General features: G+C 73.7%; 11 protein-coding genes. 5 read left to right on the top strand and 6 right to left on the bottom strand.

Annotated elements, in window-relative coordinates:
- Positions 1–34: 34 nt before the first annotated feature.
- Complete coding sequence (locus F6W97_RS24220; RefSeq protein WP_155372691.1) at positions 35–2356, bottom strand: Ig-like domain-containing protein; 2322 nt, start codon at positions 2354–2356, stop codon at positions 35–37.
- A 231-nt stretch (positions 2357–2587) separates the two neighbouring features.
- Here F6W97_RS24220 and F6W97_RS24225 point away from each other — a divergent pair, with 231 nt between their 5' ends.
- Positions 2588–2887 carry a hypothetical protein gene (locus tag F6W97_RS24225; RefSeq protein WP_155372692.1) on the top strand — a complete coding sequence of 100 codons (300 nt, stop codon included), beginning with the start codon at positions 2588–2590 and terminating at the stop codon, positions 2885–2887.
- 95 nt (positions 2888–2982) lie between these two features.
- On the opposite strand, the gene F6W97_RS24230 is transcribed toward F6W97_RS24225, so the two are convergent.
- From F6W97_RS24230 to F6W97_RS24240, 3 genes are all read right to left on the bottom strand, one after another.
- A complete protein-coding gene (locus F6W97_RS24230; RefSeq protein ID WP_155372693.1) occupies positions 2983–5412 on the bottom strand; it encodes a Tex family protein in 2430 nt (809 codons plus the stop codon).
- Positions 5413–5483: 71 nt separating this feature from the next.
- Positions 5484–6308, bottom strand: a complete 825-nt coding sequence (locus tag F6W97_RS24235; RefSeq protein WP_155372694.1) for an alpha/beta fold hydrolase — start codon at positions 6306–6308, stop codon at positions 5484–5486.
- Between the two features lie 94 nt (positions 6309–6402).
- Positions 6403–7614, bottom strand: a complete 1212-nt coding sequence (locus tag F6W97_RS24240; protein WP_155372695.1) for an MFS transporter — start codon at positions 7612–7614, stop codon at positions 6403–6405.
- 179 nt (positions 7615–7793) lie between these two features.
- Here F6W97_RS24240 and F6W97_RS24245 point away from each other — a divergent pair, with 179 nt between their 5' ends.
- Positions 7794–9311, top strand: coding sequence for a multicopper oxidase family protein (locus tag F6W97_RS24245; protein WP_230686914.1), 1518 nt, complete (start codon positions 7794–7796; stop codon positions 9309–9311).
- A gap of 51 nt (positions 9312–9362) precedes the next feature.
- Here F6W97_RS24245 and F6W97_RS24250 read toward each other — a convergent pair whose 3' ends face one another.
- Positions 9363–9884, bottom strand: coding sequence for a hypothetical protein (locus F6W97_RS24250; RefSeq protein WP_155372696.1), 522 nt, complete (start codon positions 9882–9884; stop codon positions 9363–9365).
- Between the two features lie 129 nt (positions 9885–10013).
- On the bottom strand, positions 10014–11105 hold the full coding sequence (locus tag F6W97_RS24255) for a winged helix DNA-binding domain-containing protein (protein ID WP_155372697.1): 1092 nt from the start codon (positions 11103–11105) through the stop codon (positions 10014–10016).
- 62 nt (positions 11106–11167) lie between these two features.
- Between F6W97_RS24255 and F6W97_RS24260 the strand changes: the two genes are divergently transcribed.
- From F6W97_RS24260 to F6W97_RS24270, 3 genes are read left to right on the top strand one after another with little or no spacing between them, the layout of a single operon-like run.
- The gene (locus F6W97_RS24260) at positions 11168–12331 is read left to right on the top strand and encodes an amidase family protein (RefSeq protein ID WP_155372698.1); all 1164 of its coding nucleotides are present in this window, start codon (positions 11168–11170) and stop codon (positions 12329–12331) included.
- The gene (locus tag F6W97_RS24265) at positions 12328–13068 is read left to right on the top strand and encodes an EcsC family protein (protein WP_155372699.1); all 741 of its coding nucleotides are present in this window, start codon (positions 12328–12330) and stop codon (positions 13066–13068) included. Before F6W97_RS24260 ends, F6W97_RS24265 begins: the two co-directional genes overlap by 4 nt.
- Positions 13065–14129: a LacI family DNA-binding transcriptional regulator gene (locus F6W97_RS24270; RefSeq protein ID WP_230686915.1), complete on the top strand. Its 1065-nt coding sequence runs from the start codon at positions 13065–13067 to the stop codon at positions 14127–14129. The genes F6W97_RS24265 and F6W97_RS24270 overlap by 4 nt, the downstream gene beginning before the upstream one ends.
- The last annotated feature ends 126 nt before the right edge of the window (positions 14130–14255 follow it).

Genomic DNA, 14255 nt, shown 5'->3' on the forward strand with positions numbered 1-14255 from the left:
CGGCCGGGTTCTCTGCCCGGCCGCCCGCTGCCGGTCAGCGGCAGTGGTGGATGTCGCTGGTGGCCGAGGCGAGCACGATGTCGGCGCTGACACCCAGCGTCGGCGGGACGACGAGGTGCACGCCGTGCACGGTGAGCCCGCCGTCGACGGGAGTCTGCTCGTTGAACACGATCTTCGCGCCGGGCACACCCGGGATCGCGACGATGCTGTTCGGACCGGTCGTCACGGTCACCGGGACGCCGCCGACGAGCAGCTGCCCGACGGTGACCGCGCCGGTGGACCCGGCGCAGCCGGTGACGGACGTGGTGCGGATGTCGCGCAGCGCGATCGCGGGCAGGCCGGGCAGGCCCAGCTCGACCGAGCCGACCGTCGCGGTCGCCGTCGAGCCGCCGGGCGCGGTACGGGTGGTGACGTTCGCGCACAGCGCCGCGGCGCGCAGCACCAGCACGTTCACCGTGGCCGTACACGGCGTGGCGGTCGTCGACGGGTCGGCTACGCGCACCGCGCCGGTGTCCGGGGCGGCGGGCAGCGTCGCCGCGCCGACCAGGACCTTCAGCTTGCCGGAGACGCCGTACGCCCGGCCGGTCTCGTATTGCAGGCCCACCGTCGCGGCGGCCTGGCTCGGCTCGTAGAAGGCGCTGCCGGTGTAGCGCGCCGACACGGGCAGCCTGCCGTCGGCGGCCAGCGGCTGCGCGACGTCGGCGATCACGCAGCCGGCGGTGCCCGTGGCGTCGGTGTCGGCGGTGCAGGACTGCGCGGACGGGCCGCTGCCCAGCGTCAGCGTGACCGGGGCCCCCGCGACGGGCGTGCCGTCACCGGGCAGCGGCGGAGCCGAACCCTCGGTGAGCCGGGCGGCCAGCCGGGCGGGCTCGTCGTTGGCGACGTTCACCTCGCCCGTGTACGCCAGCCGGGTCTGCTCCTTGGTCACGGTGAAGTCCGCCGTCGCGGTGCTGGGCAGGTGCACCTCGTCCCCGGCGTAGGCGGCGGTCGCCGAGTACGGGCCCGGGGTCTCCTGCGGCACGACCGTGCAGCTCGCGACGCCGTCGCCGCCGGTGACGGCGTCGCACGACTCGGTCGCGTTCAGGGCGAGGGTGACCGGCTCGCCGGGCAGTGCCGCGCCGGTGCCGGTCAGGGTCAGCTTCGCGGCCAGCGTCACCGGGTCGTGGTAGTCGCCGGTGACGTCGCCGGTCCAGGCCAGCGTGGTCGGCTTGCGCTTGACCTCGTACGACGTGGACACGCTCGACGCGTGCCGGATGGTGTCCCCGGCGTACGAGGCGGTCAGCGTGCGGGTGTCCGCGGGCGCCTGCGGGGTGACCGTGCACGCCGCCTCACCGGCCGCGTCGGTGACCGCGCTGCAGCCCGGCGTCCCGGCCAGCGCGAACTGGACCGTCGCGCCCGGGATCGGCGCTCCGCCGGTGGTGTACGTGAGCCGGGCGCGCAGCTGCGCCGGTGCGCCGACCGGGCCCGAGGTCGCGCCGAGGTAGCTCAGGGTCGTGTCGCGTACCTGGTAGGAGATGGTGACCGAGGCGTCGTCGGCGGTCTCGGCGATGCTGACGCCGCTCACACCGGCGGCGGTGTGGCTCGCGCCCGAACCGCCGTTGCCGCCGTCGAACCCGGCCAGCAGCGGAGCCGGGGGAGCGCCGCCGGACGAGCCGCCGCCCCCGCCGTACCAGCCGCCGCCCCCGCCGCCGCCGCCTCCGCCGGTGGTGCCGGGCGCGAGCGCGCCGACCCCGCCCACGGCGTACGCGCCGGGGAAGCCGACCAGTCCGAGCGGCCCGAACGGCAGGCCGCCGTTACCGGCCCCGGTCGCGGTGCCGTCACCGCCGTCCCCGGACGGGGCGCAACTCGCGGCGAAGCAGCCGCCACCCCCGCCGCCCCCGCCACCGGCGACGACCAGCCGCGACGCGGCCGAGTCACACGGGCTGCCCAGCGAGCAGGTGCGCAGGTCCGAGGCGCCGCCGCCCGCGCCGCCGTTGAACGGCGACCCCGCGCCGCCCTCGCCGCCACCGCCGAAGCCGGGGAACGCGCCGTCGCCGCCGTCGCCGCCGCGCTCGCCGACCTCGACCCACAGCCTGGTCACGCCCGCTGGGATCGCCAGATCGGCCTCGACCCGCGCGCCGGGGCGGCCGTCCTCGCCGCTGCCGTCGCCGTCGCCGCCGCGTGCGCCGACCACGACGACGTGCACGTTCGTCACGCCCGCGGGCACGTTCCAGACCTGCTCACCGCCGGTGGCGGCGTACGTCGCCGTCACCTGGTGGTCGGCCCAGGCGGGCGACCCGCCCGCGATCACCCCGGCGCCGGCCACGGCCACGCCCACCAGCGCAGCCAGCCCCGCCCTGCTCGCCCGTCCGCGCACGCAGACCCTCCTCGATAGACCAAACTCGACCGTTCAACGAGGTGATCGAGGCGGCCGAGGTATCAGCAAGCCGACACGTCCTGCGTGCGAGAGCAGGCCGCGTCCCCGCCCCGGCCCGCACCGGGGACCGGTTCTGGCCTGCGGCCTGCGGATATGTACCGTGGCCGGTCCGATGTGGGCGCATCCGGCGCTACGTTCGCCCATCATCGGGACGGGCAGGAGGAAGACGCCATGTGGAGGCTCTGGTACGCGGTGGGAGTGGCGCTGGCCGGGTTCGGGCTGCTGATCGGGACGGGGGCCGTGTACGGGTACACGCAGCTCGTCGACGAGCAGGCGTACGCGGAGCAGTTGCTGCTCCAGTCGGAGGGGGAGGCAGAGTTCCGGATGCGGCAGGTGCGGATCGCCGGTATCGAGGACGACAAGGCCAACAACATCGTGACCGGGATCGGCACCCTGGTGCCGATCGGGGGCGGCGTGGCCCTCGTGGTGCTCAGCCACCGCCGACTCAAGGAGCGCCGGCGCGCCCGATAATCGACGTTGGCCTATCTGGTCGAGTTCGATCTCAAAATTCTCAACCAGATAGGCCAATGTCTATGAAAAACGCGTCGGCGACCGTACCGGCCGGGTCAGCGGAGCTTGTCGAGGCCAGCGCGGCGCAGGGCGTCGGCCATGGCGCTGTTGCCGACCGGTTCGCTGCGCTGCTGACGCGGCTGCCCGCCGCGCTGACCGCCCTGCCCGCCGCCCTGTCCACCCTGCCCGCCGCGCTGACCGCCACCGGCACCGCCCCCGCGCTGACCACCGCCGCCGCCCCCGCGCTGGCCGCGGTCCCCGCCGCCGCCACCGCCGCCCTGGCGAGCGCCGCCCGCCGGGGCTGCCTCATCCTCCAGGCGCAGGGTCAGTGAGATGCGCTTGCGCGGGATGTCCACGTCGAGCACCTTGACCTTGACCACGTCGCCGGACTTGACCACCTCGCGCGGGTCGCTGATGAAGTTGCGCGACATCGCCGACACGTGCACCAGGCCGTCCTGGTGCACGCCGACGTCGACGAACGCGCCGAACGCGGCCACGTTGGTGACGACGCCCTCCAGCAGCATGCCGGGCTGCAGGTCGCCGATCTTCTCGACACCGTCCTTGAAGGACGCGGTCTTGAAGGCGGGTCGCGGGTCGCGGCCGGGCTTCTCCAGCTCCTTGATGATGTCGGTGACGGTCGGCAGGCCGAAGACGTCGTCGGCGTACTCGGTGGGCTTGAGGGTGCGCAGCAGCGAGCCGTTGCCGATGAGCTTGGCCATCTCGATGCTGTTGTTCTTCAGGATGCGCTGCACCACCGGGTATGCCTCGGGGTGCACGCTGGAGGCGTCGAGCGGGTTGTCGCCGTTGGGGATGCGCAGGAAGCCCGCGCACTGCTCGAACGCCTTCGGGCCGAGCCGGGCGACCTCCTTGAGCGCGGTGCGCGAGCGGAACGGGCCGTTGGCGTCGCGGTGCAGCACGATGTTCTCGGCCAGGCCGGTGCTGATGCCGGAGACGCGGGACAGCAGCGGCGCGGAGGCGGTGTTCACGTCGACGCCGACGCCGTTCACGCAGTCCTCGACGACGGCGTCCAGCGAGCGCGACAGCTTCACCTCGGACAGGTCGTGCTGGTACTGCCCGACGCCGATGGACTTCGGGTCGATCTTCACCAGTTCGGCGAGCGGGTCCTGCAGGCGGCGGGCGATGGACACCGCGCCGCGGATCGACACGTCGAGGCTGGGCAGCTCCTGCGAGGCGTACGCCGACGCGGAGTACACCGAGGCCCCCGCCTCGGACACGACGATCTTCGTCAGGTTGAGCTGCGGGGCGAGCTTGATCAGGTCGATGGCGAGCTTGTCGGTCTCCCGCGAGGCCGTGCCGTTGCCGATCGCGATCAGCTCGACGTTGTGCGTGGCGGCGAGCTTGGCGAGGGTGGCCAGTGAGGCGTCCCACCGGTTGTGCGGCACGTGCGGGTAGATGGTGTCGTGGGCGACGACCTTGCCGGTGGCGTCGACGACGGCGACCTTCACGCCGGTGCGGTAGCCGGGGTCCAGGCCCATCGTGGCGCGGGTGCCGGCCGGGGCGGCCAGCAGCAGGTCGCGCAGGTTCATCGCGAAGACCCGGACGGCCTCCTCCTCGGCGGCCTGCCACAGCCGGGTGCGCAGGTCCAGGCCCAGGTGCACCAGGATGCGGGTGCGCCAGGCCCAGCGCACGGTGTCGCCCAGCCACTTGTCGGCGGGGCGGCCGCGGTCGCTGATGCCGAACGCGGCGGCGATGCGCTGCTCGAAGATGCTCGGGCCGGCGGGCGCGCCCTCGGCGGCGGGCTCGTCGGGCTCCATGACCAGGTCGAGCACCTCCTCCTTCTCGCCGCGGAACATGGCCAGGATGCGGTGGCTGGGCAGCTTGGCGTACGGCTCGGAGAAGTCGAAGTAGTCGGAGAACTTCGCGCCCTCCTCGGCCTTGCCGTCGCGCATCTTCGACACGATGCGCCCGCGGGTCCACATCTGCTCGCGCAGCGCGCCGATCAGGTCGGCGTTCTCGCCGAAGCGCTCGACCAGGATCGAGCGGGCGCCCTCGAGGGCGGCGGCGGGGTCGGCGACGCCCTTGTCGGCGTCGACGAAGCCCGCGGCGGCGGTCTGCGGGTCGTGCGAGGGGTCGCCGAGCAGCAGGTCGGCGAGCGGCTCCAGGCCGGCCTCGCGGGCGATCATCGCCTTGGTCCGCCGCTTGGGCTTGTACGGCAGGTAGATGTCCTCCAGGCGGGCCTTCGAGTCGGCCCCGTTGATCATCGCTTCGAGGGCGTCGTCGAGCTTGCCCTGCGAGCGGATCGACTCGAGGATCGTCGACCGGCGCTCCTCCAGCTCCCGCAGGTAGCGCAGGCGCTCTTCGAGGGTGCGCAGCTGGGCGTCGTCCAGCTCGCCGGTGACCTCCTTGCGGTACCGGGCGATGAACGGAACGGTCGATCCGCCGTCGAGGAGCTCGACCGCCGCGTTCACCTGGTTCTGCCGTACGCCGAGTTCCTCGGCAATGCGCTGCGCAATGGACGTCGTCACGGTGAGACATTCTGCCCGCACCCCGCCGTCCTGGCACGCAGGGGGCGGGGTGCGGGCCGTGCGGTGTCAGGTCACGCGCTGGTGGTCAGGGGTGCGGTGAGGAAGTCGGCGATAGGGTCGACGAGCCGGGGCGGGGCGATGGCGATGGCGTCGTGGCGGGCCCCGGCGACGACCATCGTGCGGGACCGGGCGATGACCCGGGCCAGTTTGTCGTGGTGTTCCTCGAAGTAGCCGGGGGCGTTGGCGCCGCAGGCCAGCAGCACGTCGGCGGTCACTGCCGCGTACGCGTCGGCGGAGCCTCCGCGGGCCTGCACCTGCCGGATCTCGAACATGGTCATCGGCAGCAGGTCGCCCATCTGGCGGCCGATCGGGGTGCGCAGGAACACGCGGCAGATCGCGGTGCGCACGCTCAGGGGCCACCGCGACACCACGGAGTGGGTGTTGACCCCGGCGGCCACGATCGCGACGGCACGGGCGGTCCTGCCCGCGCGCAGTGCCTCGTCCACGGCGTCGAGGTAGGTCCCGTCCGGCGTGCCGTCGATGTGCAGCGCCGCGTCGTAGAGGGCGAGACGTTCGATCGGCAGGCGCAGCGCGGCCCGCAGGGCGACGAATCCGCCGTAGCTGTGTCCGATGACGTTGCGCGCTCCGGTGTGCTCCAGTACCGCGCCGAGGTCTTCGATCTCCTGCTCGACCGAGTAGGGCTCGCGCCGGGCAGGTGCGTCGAGGCGGCCGCGCCGGTTGTAGGCGTGCACGGTGCACCGGTCGGAGAGCCGGGCGATCAGCCGCCGGTACTCGTTGATGGTGACCCCGCCGCCGTGCACCAGCACGACGCCCGGCCCGGTGCCGCTCGTGTGCAGGGCGATGCTCGCGCCGTCCGGCGCCGTGACCCGTTGCATGGCTGCTCCCCTCAGTCGTAAACAGCGAACGCTGTTCGCAGTTTAGCCGCACGTGGCATCGGGGCGCATCCGGGATGTGAGGGGCGCGGTTCGCTCAGCCTGCCGAGGGGAGCGTGGCGGGGAAGCCCTCGCGCCGCCCGTACGCGACGCCGAACACTCCGGCGCAGGTCAGCAGCGCGGCGACGACAGGCAGCGCGGCCGGTCCCCAGCCGGCGAGCACCAGCCCGCCGACCAGCGCGCCGCCGCCGATGCCGACGTTGAACGCCGACGCGTTCAGGGCGGCGGCGGTGTCGGCGGCGCCGCTCGGGGCGGCGCGCAGGATCGCGGCCTGCACCAGGGTGGCTAGGGCGTTGAGGGCCATGCCGGCGACGGCGGCCGACGCGACGGCCAGCGTGGGGGAGTGGCCGGCCAGGGCCAGCCCGATCAGCGCGACGGTCAGCGTGGCGGTGCCGGCCAGCATCGCGAACCGGGGCCGCTTGTCGACCAGCAGCCCGGCGGCGAGCAGGCCGACCGCCCCGGCCGCGCCGTAGCCGAGCAGCGCAGGGCTCAGCGCCGCCTCGCTCAGGCCGGTGGACTGCAGGAACGGCGAGATGTAGGTGTAGAAGCTGAAGTAGCCGAGCATGGTCACCGCGGTGGTGACCACGACGATCGCCACCGACGGCGTACGCAGCACCTGGAACAGGCTCATCCCGCCGCCCGGGGTCTCGCCGGGGTAGTCGGGCAGCAGCCGCCAGCCGACGAAGGCCAGGATCAGCGCGACACCGGCGAGCACGGCGAAGGCGGCCCGCCAGCCGATGGCGACGCCGAGCGCGGTGCCCGCGGGCACGCCGAGCAGGATCGCCACGGTGCCTCCGGTGAACACCAGGGTCACCGCCCGGCCGACCCGGTCGGCGGTGACCATGCGGGCGACGTATCCGGCGCACATGGCCCAGAACGCGCCGTGGGTCAGGCCGCCGATCAGCCGGGCGGCCGCTGCGAGCGGATACACGGTGCTCAACGCCATGATCACGTTGCTGGCGGCGTACGCGACGAGCGTGCCGACCAGCAGCCCGCGGCGTGGGAACCGCGCGGTCAGGCGTCCCAGCGGCGCGGCGAACAGCGCCACCATCAGCGCGTATCCGGTGACGAGCAGCCCGATGGTGGGCTCGGACACGTCGAGGTCGCGGCTGATCGAGCTGAGCAGGCCCATCGGCAGCATCTCGGTCGTCACCGACAGGAAGGTGCCCGCGGCGACCACGAGCAGCCCCGCCAGCGGCCACGGTGCCCGGGTCGCTGCGGCGGTCTCGTGCTCGGTCGTCGCGGTCATCGCTTGACGGTAAACGCTCCCGCGGGAGAACCCGTCCGGGTTTACCCCGTGAACTCAGACACAAGGCCGGGAAAGACCCTGGCTCGTCCCCGGTATCGCCGCCGATCGCTCGACTCGGCCCCACCCGCCCAGGCACCCTGTCTGCGCTCAGAAGGACGCGGGGAAGGGAGCTGGTCAGGGTGCGCCTCAGGAGGGTGCTGGCGATCGTCGGCGTGGTGGTGCTGCTGCTGTGCACGGTCTGCGCCGGAGCCGGTGTGTGGATCTGGAACGCGCAGGTGATCTCGACGGCGGACCAGGTCGACTTCACCCGGCCGCTGGCGGTGCCGCCGCTCGCGCCGTCGCGGCTGGAGGACGGCCGCCGGGTGTTCGACCTCAAGGCGCAGGCCGGGGAGCATGACTTCGGCCGCGGCGCGACGCCGACCTGGGGGTTCAACGGCGGCTTCCTCGGCCCGACGCTGCGGGCGACCCGCGGCGAGCAGGTCCAGGTCAACGTGACCAACGCTTTGGACGAGACCACCACGGTGCACTGGCACGGCATGCACCTGCCCGCGGAAGCCGACGGCGGCCCGCACCAGCTCGTCGGGCCGGGGAAGTCCTGGTCGCCGACCTGGAAGCTGGACCAGCCCGCGGCGACGCTGTGGTACCACCCGCACCTGCACGGCGAGACCGCCGGGCACGTGTACCGCGGCCTGGCCGGGCTGTTCCTCGTCGACGACCCGGCGACGTCGGTGGACGCGCTGCCGCACGAGTACGGCGTCGACGACATCCCGCTGATCGTGCAGGACAAGAAGTTCGACGGCGACGGCGAACTCGACGACAGCTCCGCGTTCCTGGGCGGGGTCGGGGTGCTCGGCGACACCGTCGCGGTCAACGGCACCGTCGGGCCCTACCTCGACGTGACCACCGAGCGGGTGCGGCTGCGGCTGCTCAACGGGTCCAATGCCCGCTCCTACGAGTTCGGGTTCCCCGACGGGCGCCGGTTCGCGCTGGTCGGCACGGACGGCGGGCTGCTGGAGTCGGCGTACGACACGGACCGGATCATGCTGTCGCCCGGTGAGCGCGCCGAGATCGTGGTGACGGTCGAGCCGGGCGAACGGACCGTGCTGCGCAGCTATCCGCAGCCGCTGGAGACGGGGCTGCTCGGCGACCGGTTCACCGGCGGCGCGGACACCCTCGACATCCTGCAGCTGCGCGCCGCGGGCACGCTCGCGCCGCGCCCGGCGGTGCCGCAGCGGCTGGTCGCCACCCCTCGGCTGAACCGCGCCGACGCCGTGCAGCAGCGGCCGTTCAAGCTCAGCGGTCATGCCATCAACGGGCAGCAGATGGACATGACCCGCGTCGACGCCGCGCCCGAGCGCGGCAGCGTGGAGATCTGGAAGGTCGTCAACAACGACGGCACCCCGCACAACTTCCACATCCACGACGTGCAGTTCCAGGTCCTCACCAAGGGCGGGGCCGCGCCGCCGCCGCAGCTGTCGGGCTGGAAGGACACCGTCTACCTGCCGCCGAACGTCACCTTCGAGCTGATCATGCGGTTCAGCGACTACGAGGATGCGGACACCCCCTACATGTTCCACTGCCACGTGCTCTACCACGAGGACGCGGGCATGATGGGCCAGTTCGTGGTGGTGCCGCCCGGTGGCAGGCCGGGCGTCGTCGACCATGCGTCGCACCTGGCCCACGCCGGGCACCACTGAGCAGGCGTGCGGACGTCGCCGGCGGGAGAGCTGCTCCCGCCGGCGACACCGTCACCTGAGGAACCAGTCGTTGCTCGTGTAGTCGGCGCGGCCGTCGGCGTCGGTGAAGTCGGTGCTGGTCCACACCCGCAGGTAGGTCGACCCGTACCAGGCCTCGGTGCGAGCCCAGACGTCCACCGTCTTGTAGCTGTAGGTGTACGTCGCCCTGACCCAGCCGTCGCTCATCCGGACGGTGTTGCGCCATCCCCAGTCACAGGCGGGGGTGCAGGCTCCCCACGGGCGGATCCGGAAGTAGCTCGTCCCCCCGGTGCAGACGCCGGTGTCCGCGTCGCAGACGATCACGTCGTTGCAGACGAACTGCACCTGCGTGCGGATGATGGACCTGGTGGCGGGGTCGATGTTGTGCCAGTCGCCTTCCATCGGCTGGGTGACGCACAGGGCCTGTGCGGGCGTCGCCGTGACGACGTTGGCGGTGACGGACAGGCCGAGCGTGAGCAGTGTCGCCGCGAGCAGCGTCGCGGCCAGCCGGGTCGGCCGACCGCGTCGAACACGTCTTTCCACGTCGGTTGCCATGGGAACCACTCTCCCTGTGATCGATGAGCGTGAGTTCGCTCGCCGGTCAAGGTAGGCGGCCGCCATGGGGTCGGCCGCTGACTGTCGGTTACTCAGCAGCGCCGCGGCCGTACGGTTAGTGACAGTGGCTCAGGCGATCCGGACCTCGTGCGCCGCTGCCTCGGGGGCGGCGAAGGCCAGCAGCCGCGCCCCCTCCTGCGCCACCGCGTCACGGTCGGCGGCGGTGAAAGCCGTGAACGGCTCGACGGCCAGCACGGCCCGGCCGCGTTCGCGCTCGATGCGCCACATCCCGGCGACGAAGCCCCCGATCAGGACGGTCGCCCGGATGATGCCGTTGATCGTGAAGATGCGTTTGCGGTGCTCGTCGGAGATGATCCGGGTGCGGTCGGCGTGCGCCAGCAGCACACTGTCGAACTCGCCCAGCAGGCGTACCGGCGCGGGCACGTCGGCGTCCGGGCGGGGCGCGTCGGGCAGGTCGAACAGGGCGACGCTCTGCTCGTCGCGGAAGGTCGACAGCCGTGGCCGCAGCCGTTCGACGACCTCCTTCAGCCGGGTCATGCCCGCCCAGGCCTGCACGTCGCGGACACTGGCCGGGCCGTACGCGGCCAGGTAACGCAGCACCATGTCGTCCGCGGACGGGACGGACAGTCCGGCGGACAGCCACGACTCCGCCGAGGTGTGCGCGGCCTGCCCGCTCGACCCCCACAGCCCGCGCGGCGGCACCTGCACCAGCGGCACCCGCACGCGCACCACCCGTGGCAGCACCTCGGCGTCCTGGCCCGGGAAGCGGGCCGCGAGCAGCGTGCCCAGCTCCGCGAACGTGCGCGGCTGCGCCTCCACCAGCTCGCGGCCGTAGGCGGCGACCGCGTCCACGTCCAGGCCGGTCAGCTCCTTGCCGCGGGTGGCGGCCAGGGCTCTTTCCAGGGCCGGCGCCAGCACCGCGCGCAGGGCCAGGCAGTCCTCGGCGGTGACCAGGTGGATCGTCGAGCGCATCAGTGCGATGCGGACCACCCGCCGGTCGGTGATCAGCTGCGACAGCTCGCCGGGCACGAAGTCCGCGAGCCGGTTCCACAGCGCGACGTACGGCGGGTTCGGGGCCTGCGCCTGCAGCCCGAACAGGTGCGCGACCGCGTCGTGCACCGGGATCCGCGCACGTTCCAGCAGCAGCTGCCGCGACAGCAGGGCACGGTTGAGTGTTTGACGACTGAGCACGGGGGCCATAGGCATTTAAGCTACGTGGTGCGCCCGCCGGTCCGGCCGGGCGCTCGTGGTAGGAGAGTGCGATGACCGAGCTGCCGATCCCCGGCCCGTACGTGCCCTGGGTGGACGACATCCCGTCGCGCCCGGCGGCCGGCGGCCCGCTGCAAGGCGTGCGCCTGGCCGTCAAGGACCTGTTCGACGTGACCGGCCTGCCCACCGGGGCGGGCAACCCGACCTGGCTCGCCACGCATCCGCCGGCGATCCGCGACGCGGCGGCGGTGGCCGTGCTGACCGGGGCCGGCGCGCACATCGTCGGCAAGACCCACACCGACGAGATGGCGTACAGCCTGTTCGGCACCAACGCGCACTACGGCGCGCCGGACAACCCGGCCGCTCCCGGGCACCTCACCGGCGGCTCCTCCAACGGCACCGCCGCCGCGGTCGCGGAGGGCTCGGCCGACCTGGGGCTGGGCACCGACACCGGCGGTTCGGTGCGCATCCCCGCCGGCTGGTGCGGCCTGTACGGCCTGCGTCCCAGTCACAGCCGGGTCAGCCGGGCCGGGGTCGTGCCGCTGTGCGGCTCGTTCGACGTGCCGGGCCTGCTGACCCGTGACCTGGCGCTGCTGCGCACGGGAACCGGCGTGCTGCTGACCGGCGGCCCCGACACCACCCCGATCCGCGGGCTGGTCGCCCCGGCCGACCTGTGGGAGCTCGCCGAACCGGCGGTGCGCCAGGCGCTGCAACCGGCCCTGGAACGGCTGGCCGCGACGCTGCCCTGCGACGAGAAGCCGCTGTGGGGCTCGGCTCCCGCGCCGGACTACCGGTTCGCGTACGCGGTGCGCACCGGCTGGGAGTTCTGGCAGCGCCACGGCGACTGGGTACGCGAGCACGAACCCGCCTTCGGCCCCGGCGTCGGCGAGCGGGTGCGTGCGGCGCAGGCGCGTACCCACGAGGAACTGATGGCCGCTGACCGGGAGATCACCGCGGTCCGGACCACGATGGCGCGGCTGCTCGACGGCGCGGTGCTGGTCATCCCGACCGCGCCGGCCCCCGCCCCCGGTCGCGGCGTCGACACCGGCCCGCTGCGCGGCCCGATCCTGGGTCTGACCGGCATCTCCAGCGTCGCGGGCCTGCCCGCGCTCAGCGTCCCCGGCGCCGCCGTGGACGGTCTTCCCGTGGGGCTGTGCCTGGTCGGCGCACCCGGCACGGACGAGTCCCTGCTCGAACTCGCGGAGGTTCTCCGATGACCGAACCGGGCGCGCTCGCGCCGGCCGACGCCGACCTCGACGTCCGCGACGCCCCACCGCCGGGGCTGTGGGCGCGGATGAAGGCCGACCCCCAGTACGCTCCCGAGCACCTGGCGCTGGAGGCGGTGGCCCGGATCGGGCCGCAGGCCGCGGCGTGGGTCACCCGCATGCGCACCATGTACCCGAACATGCACCCCGACGGCCTGGCCCAGCAGGCGGTCAAGCGGTTCCGGCGGCACGCGCGGTTCACCGGGGCGGTGTCGGGCTCGGTCGGCCTGCCCGGCGCGATCGCCGACCTGGCGACCCTGGCCTGGACGCAGAGCCGCCTGGTGCTGCACCTGGCCGCCGTGTACGGCGTCGACCCGACCCACCCCGACCGGGCCACCGACCTGCTGGTGCTGCAGCGGGTGCACAAGGCGACCGAGGCGGCCCGGCTGGCGCTCGGCGTCGCCCAGGGCCGTGAGGGCGTCGGGGCCGCGCTGGCCAAGGGGGTCGGCACCACCGCGAGCCGGGCCCCGGTCGGCCGGGCGCTCGGGCGGTTGAGCTGGAAGCTCGCACAGATGGCCGGGATGCGGGCGGTGCGCAAGGTCGCCGCGAAGGCGATCCCGTTCGCCGCGATCGTGTTCGGCGCGTGGGCGAACTCGTCGACCGTCAACGACCTGGCCTCGCGCGCGATCAACCTGTACCGTCCGCCCGCGCTGACGGCCGTGCCGCACCCGCGCCCGGCCTCGCAGTGACCGCTGTCGACCCGGCCGCGCCGACCGGGCGCGCCGCCAAGGGCGTGCCCGTGGCGCGGCGGGGCAGGCGGCGCGGCGAGACCACGGTCGCGGTCGTCGCGCGGCTGGCCGGGGTGTCCGCGCCCACGGTGTCCAAAGTGCTCAACGGGCACCCCGGCGTCGCCGCCGAGACCCGCGAGCGGGTCGAGCAGGTGCTGCGGGAGCAGAACTACCGCCGCCCCGACGCGGTCACCCAGGCGCCGATGCTGGAGGTCGCGTTCCAGGCGCTGGAGAGCCACCTCGCCATCGAGATCATGCGCGGGGTGGCGCAGGTCGCGGGCGCGCGGCAGCTCGCCGTCGGCTTCACCGAGACGGCGTCGGCCCCCGGCTGGCTCGACCAGGTGCTACGGCGGCGTCCGGTCGCGGTCATCGCCGTGTACGGCGCGGCCATGCGCCGTGAGCACGCCCGGCTGGCGGCCAGCGGCATCCCGCTGGTGGCGCTCGACCCGACGGGCGAGCCGGTGCACAGCGTGCCCTCGGTCGGCGCGGCGAACTGGAACGGCGGCCTGACCGCCACCCGCCACCTGCTGGAATTGGGCCACCGTCGGATCGCGATGATCGGCGGGCCGCCCGGCTTCCTGGCCGCGCGGGCCCGCCTCGACGGCTTCCGGGCCGCGATGGACGCCGCCGGGGCGCCCGTCGAGGCGTCGCTGCTGCGTTCCGGCACGCTGTCCTACGAGGACGGCCTGCGCCACGGGCGGGACCTGCTCGCCCTGTCCGCGCCGCCGACGGCCGTGTTCTGCTGCAACGACCTGCTGGCCCTCGGCGTGTACGAGGCGGCCCGCCGGGCCGGCCGCCGGGTGCCCGACGACCTGAGCGTCGTCGGCTTCGACGACCTGGAGTTCGCCCGCTGGAGCGGGCCCGCGCTGACCACGGTCCGCCAGCCGCTGGCCGAGATGGGCGCGGCCGCCGCGGAGCTGGCCCTCACCCTGGCCGCCGGGGACGTCCCGCCGCGGCTGCGCGTCGAGCTGGCCACCGACCTCGTCCTGCGCGCGAGCACCGCGTCGCCGTTCGCTGCCTGACGGCCCGAAAGTACCGGTCCCCGGCTTGCCTTGACCCTGCTTCGTATCGACGTCTATGGTTCGGGCGAATGCATTCGCTTACACATTGGAAACGTTTCTCAGTGGCGCTGCCCCGCCACGGGAGGA

The organism is Catellatospora vulcania, assembly GCF_009720385.1.
In the GTDB taxonomy this organism is placed as follows: Bacteria; Actinomycetota; Actinomycetes; order Mycobacteriales; family Micromonosporaceae; genus Catellatospora; species Catellatospora vulcania.

Coding starts and splice junctions, on each gene's coding strand:
- F6W97_RS24265 (WP_155372699.1), top strand. CDS start 12,328: ATGACCGAACCGGGCGCGCTCGCGCCGGCCGACGCCGACCTCGACGTC.
- F6W97_RS24240 (WP_155372695.1), bottom strand. CDS start 7,614: ATGACCGCGACGACCGAGCACGAGACCGCCGCAGCGACCCGGGCACCG.
- F6W97_RS24260 (WP_155372698.1), top strand. CDS start 11,168: ATGACCGAGCTGCCGATCCCCGGCCCGTACGTGCCCTGGGTGGACGAC.
- F6W97_RS24250 (WP_155372696.1), bottom strand. CDS start 9,884: ATGGCAACCGACGTGGAAAGACGTGTTCGACGCGGTCGGCCGACCCGG.
- F6W97_RS24255 (WP_155372697.1), bottom strand. CDS start 11,105: ATGGCCCCCGTGCTCAGTCGTCAAACACTCAACCGTGCCCTGCTGTCG.
- F6W97_RS24235 (WP_155372694.1), bottom strand. CDS start 6,308: ATGCAACGGGTCACGGCGCCGGACGGCGCGAGCATCGCCCTGCACACG.
- F6W97_RS24225 (WP_155372692.1), top strand. CDS start 2,588: ATGTGGAGGCTCTGGTACGCGGTGGGAGTGGCGCTGGCCGGGTTCGGG.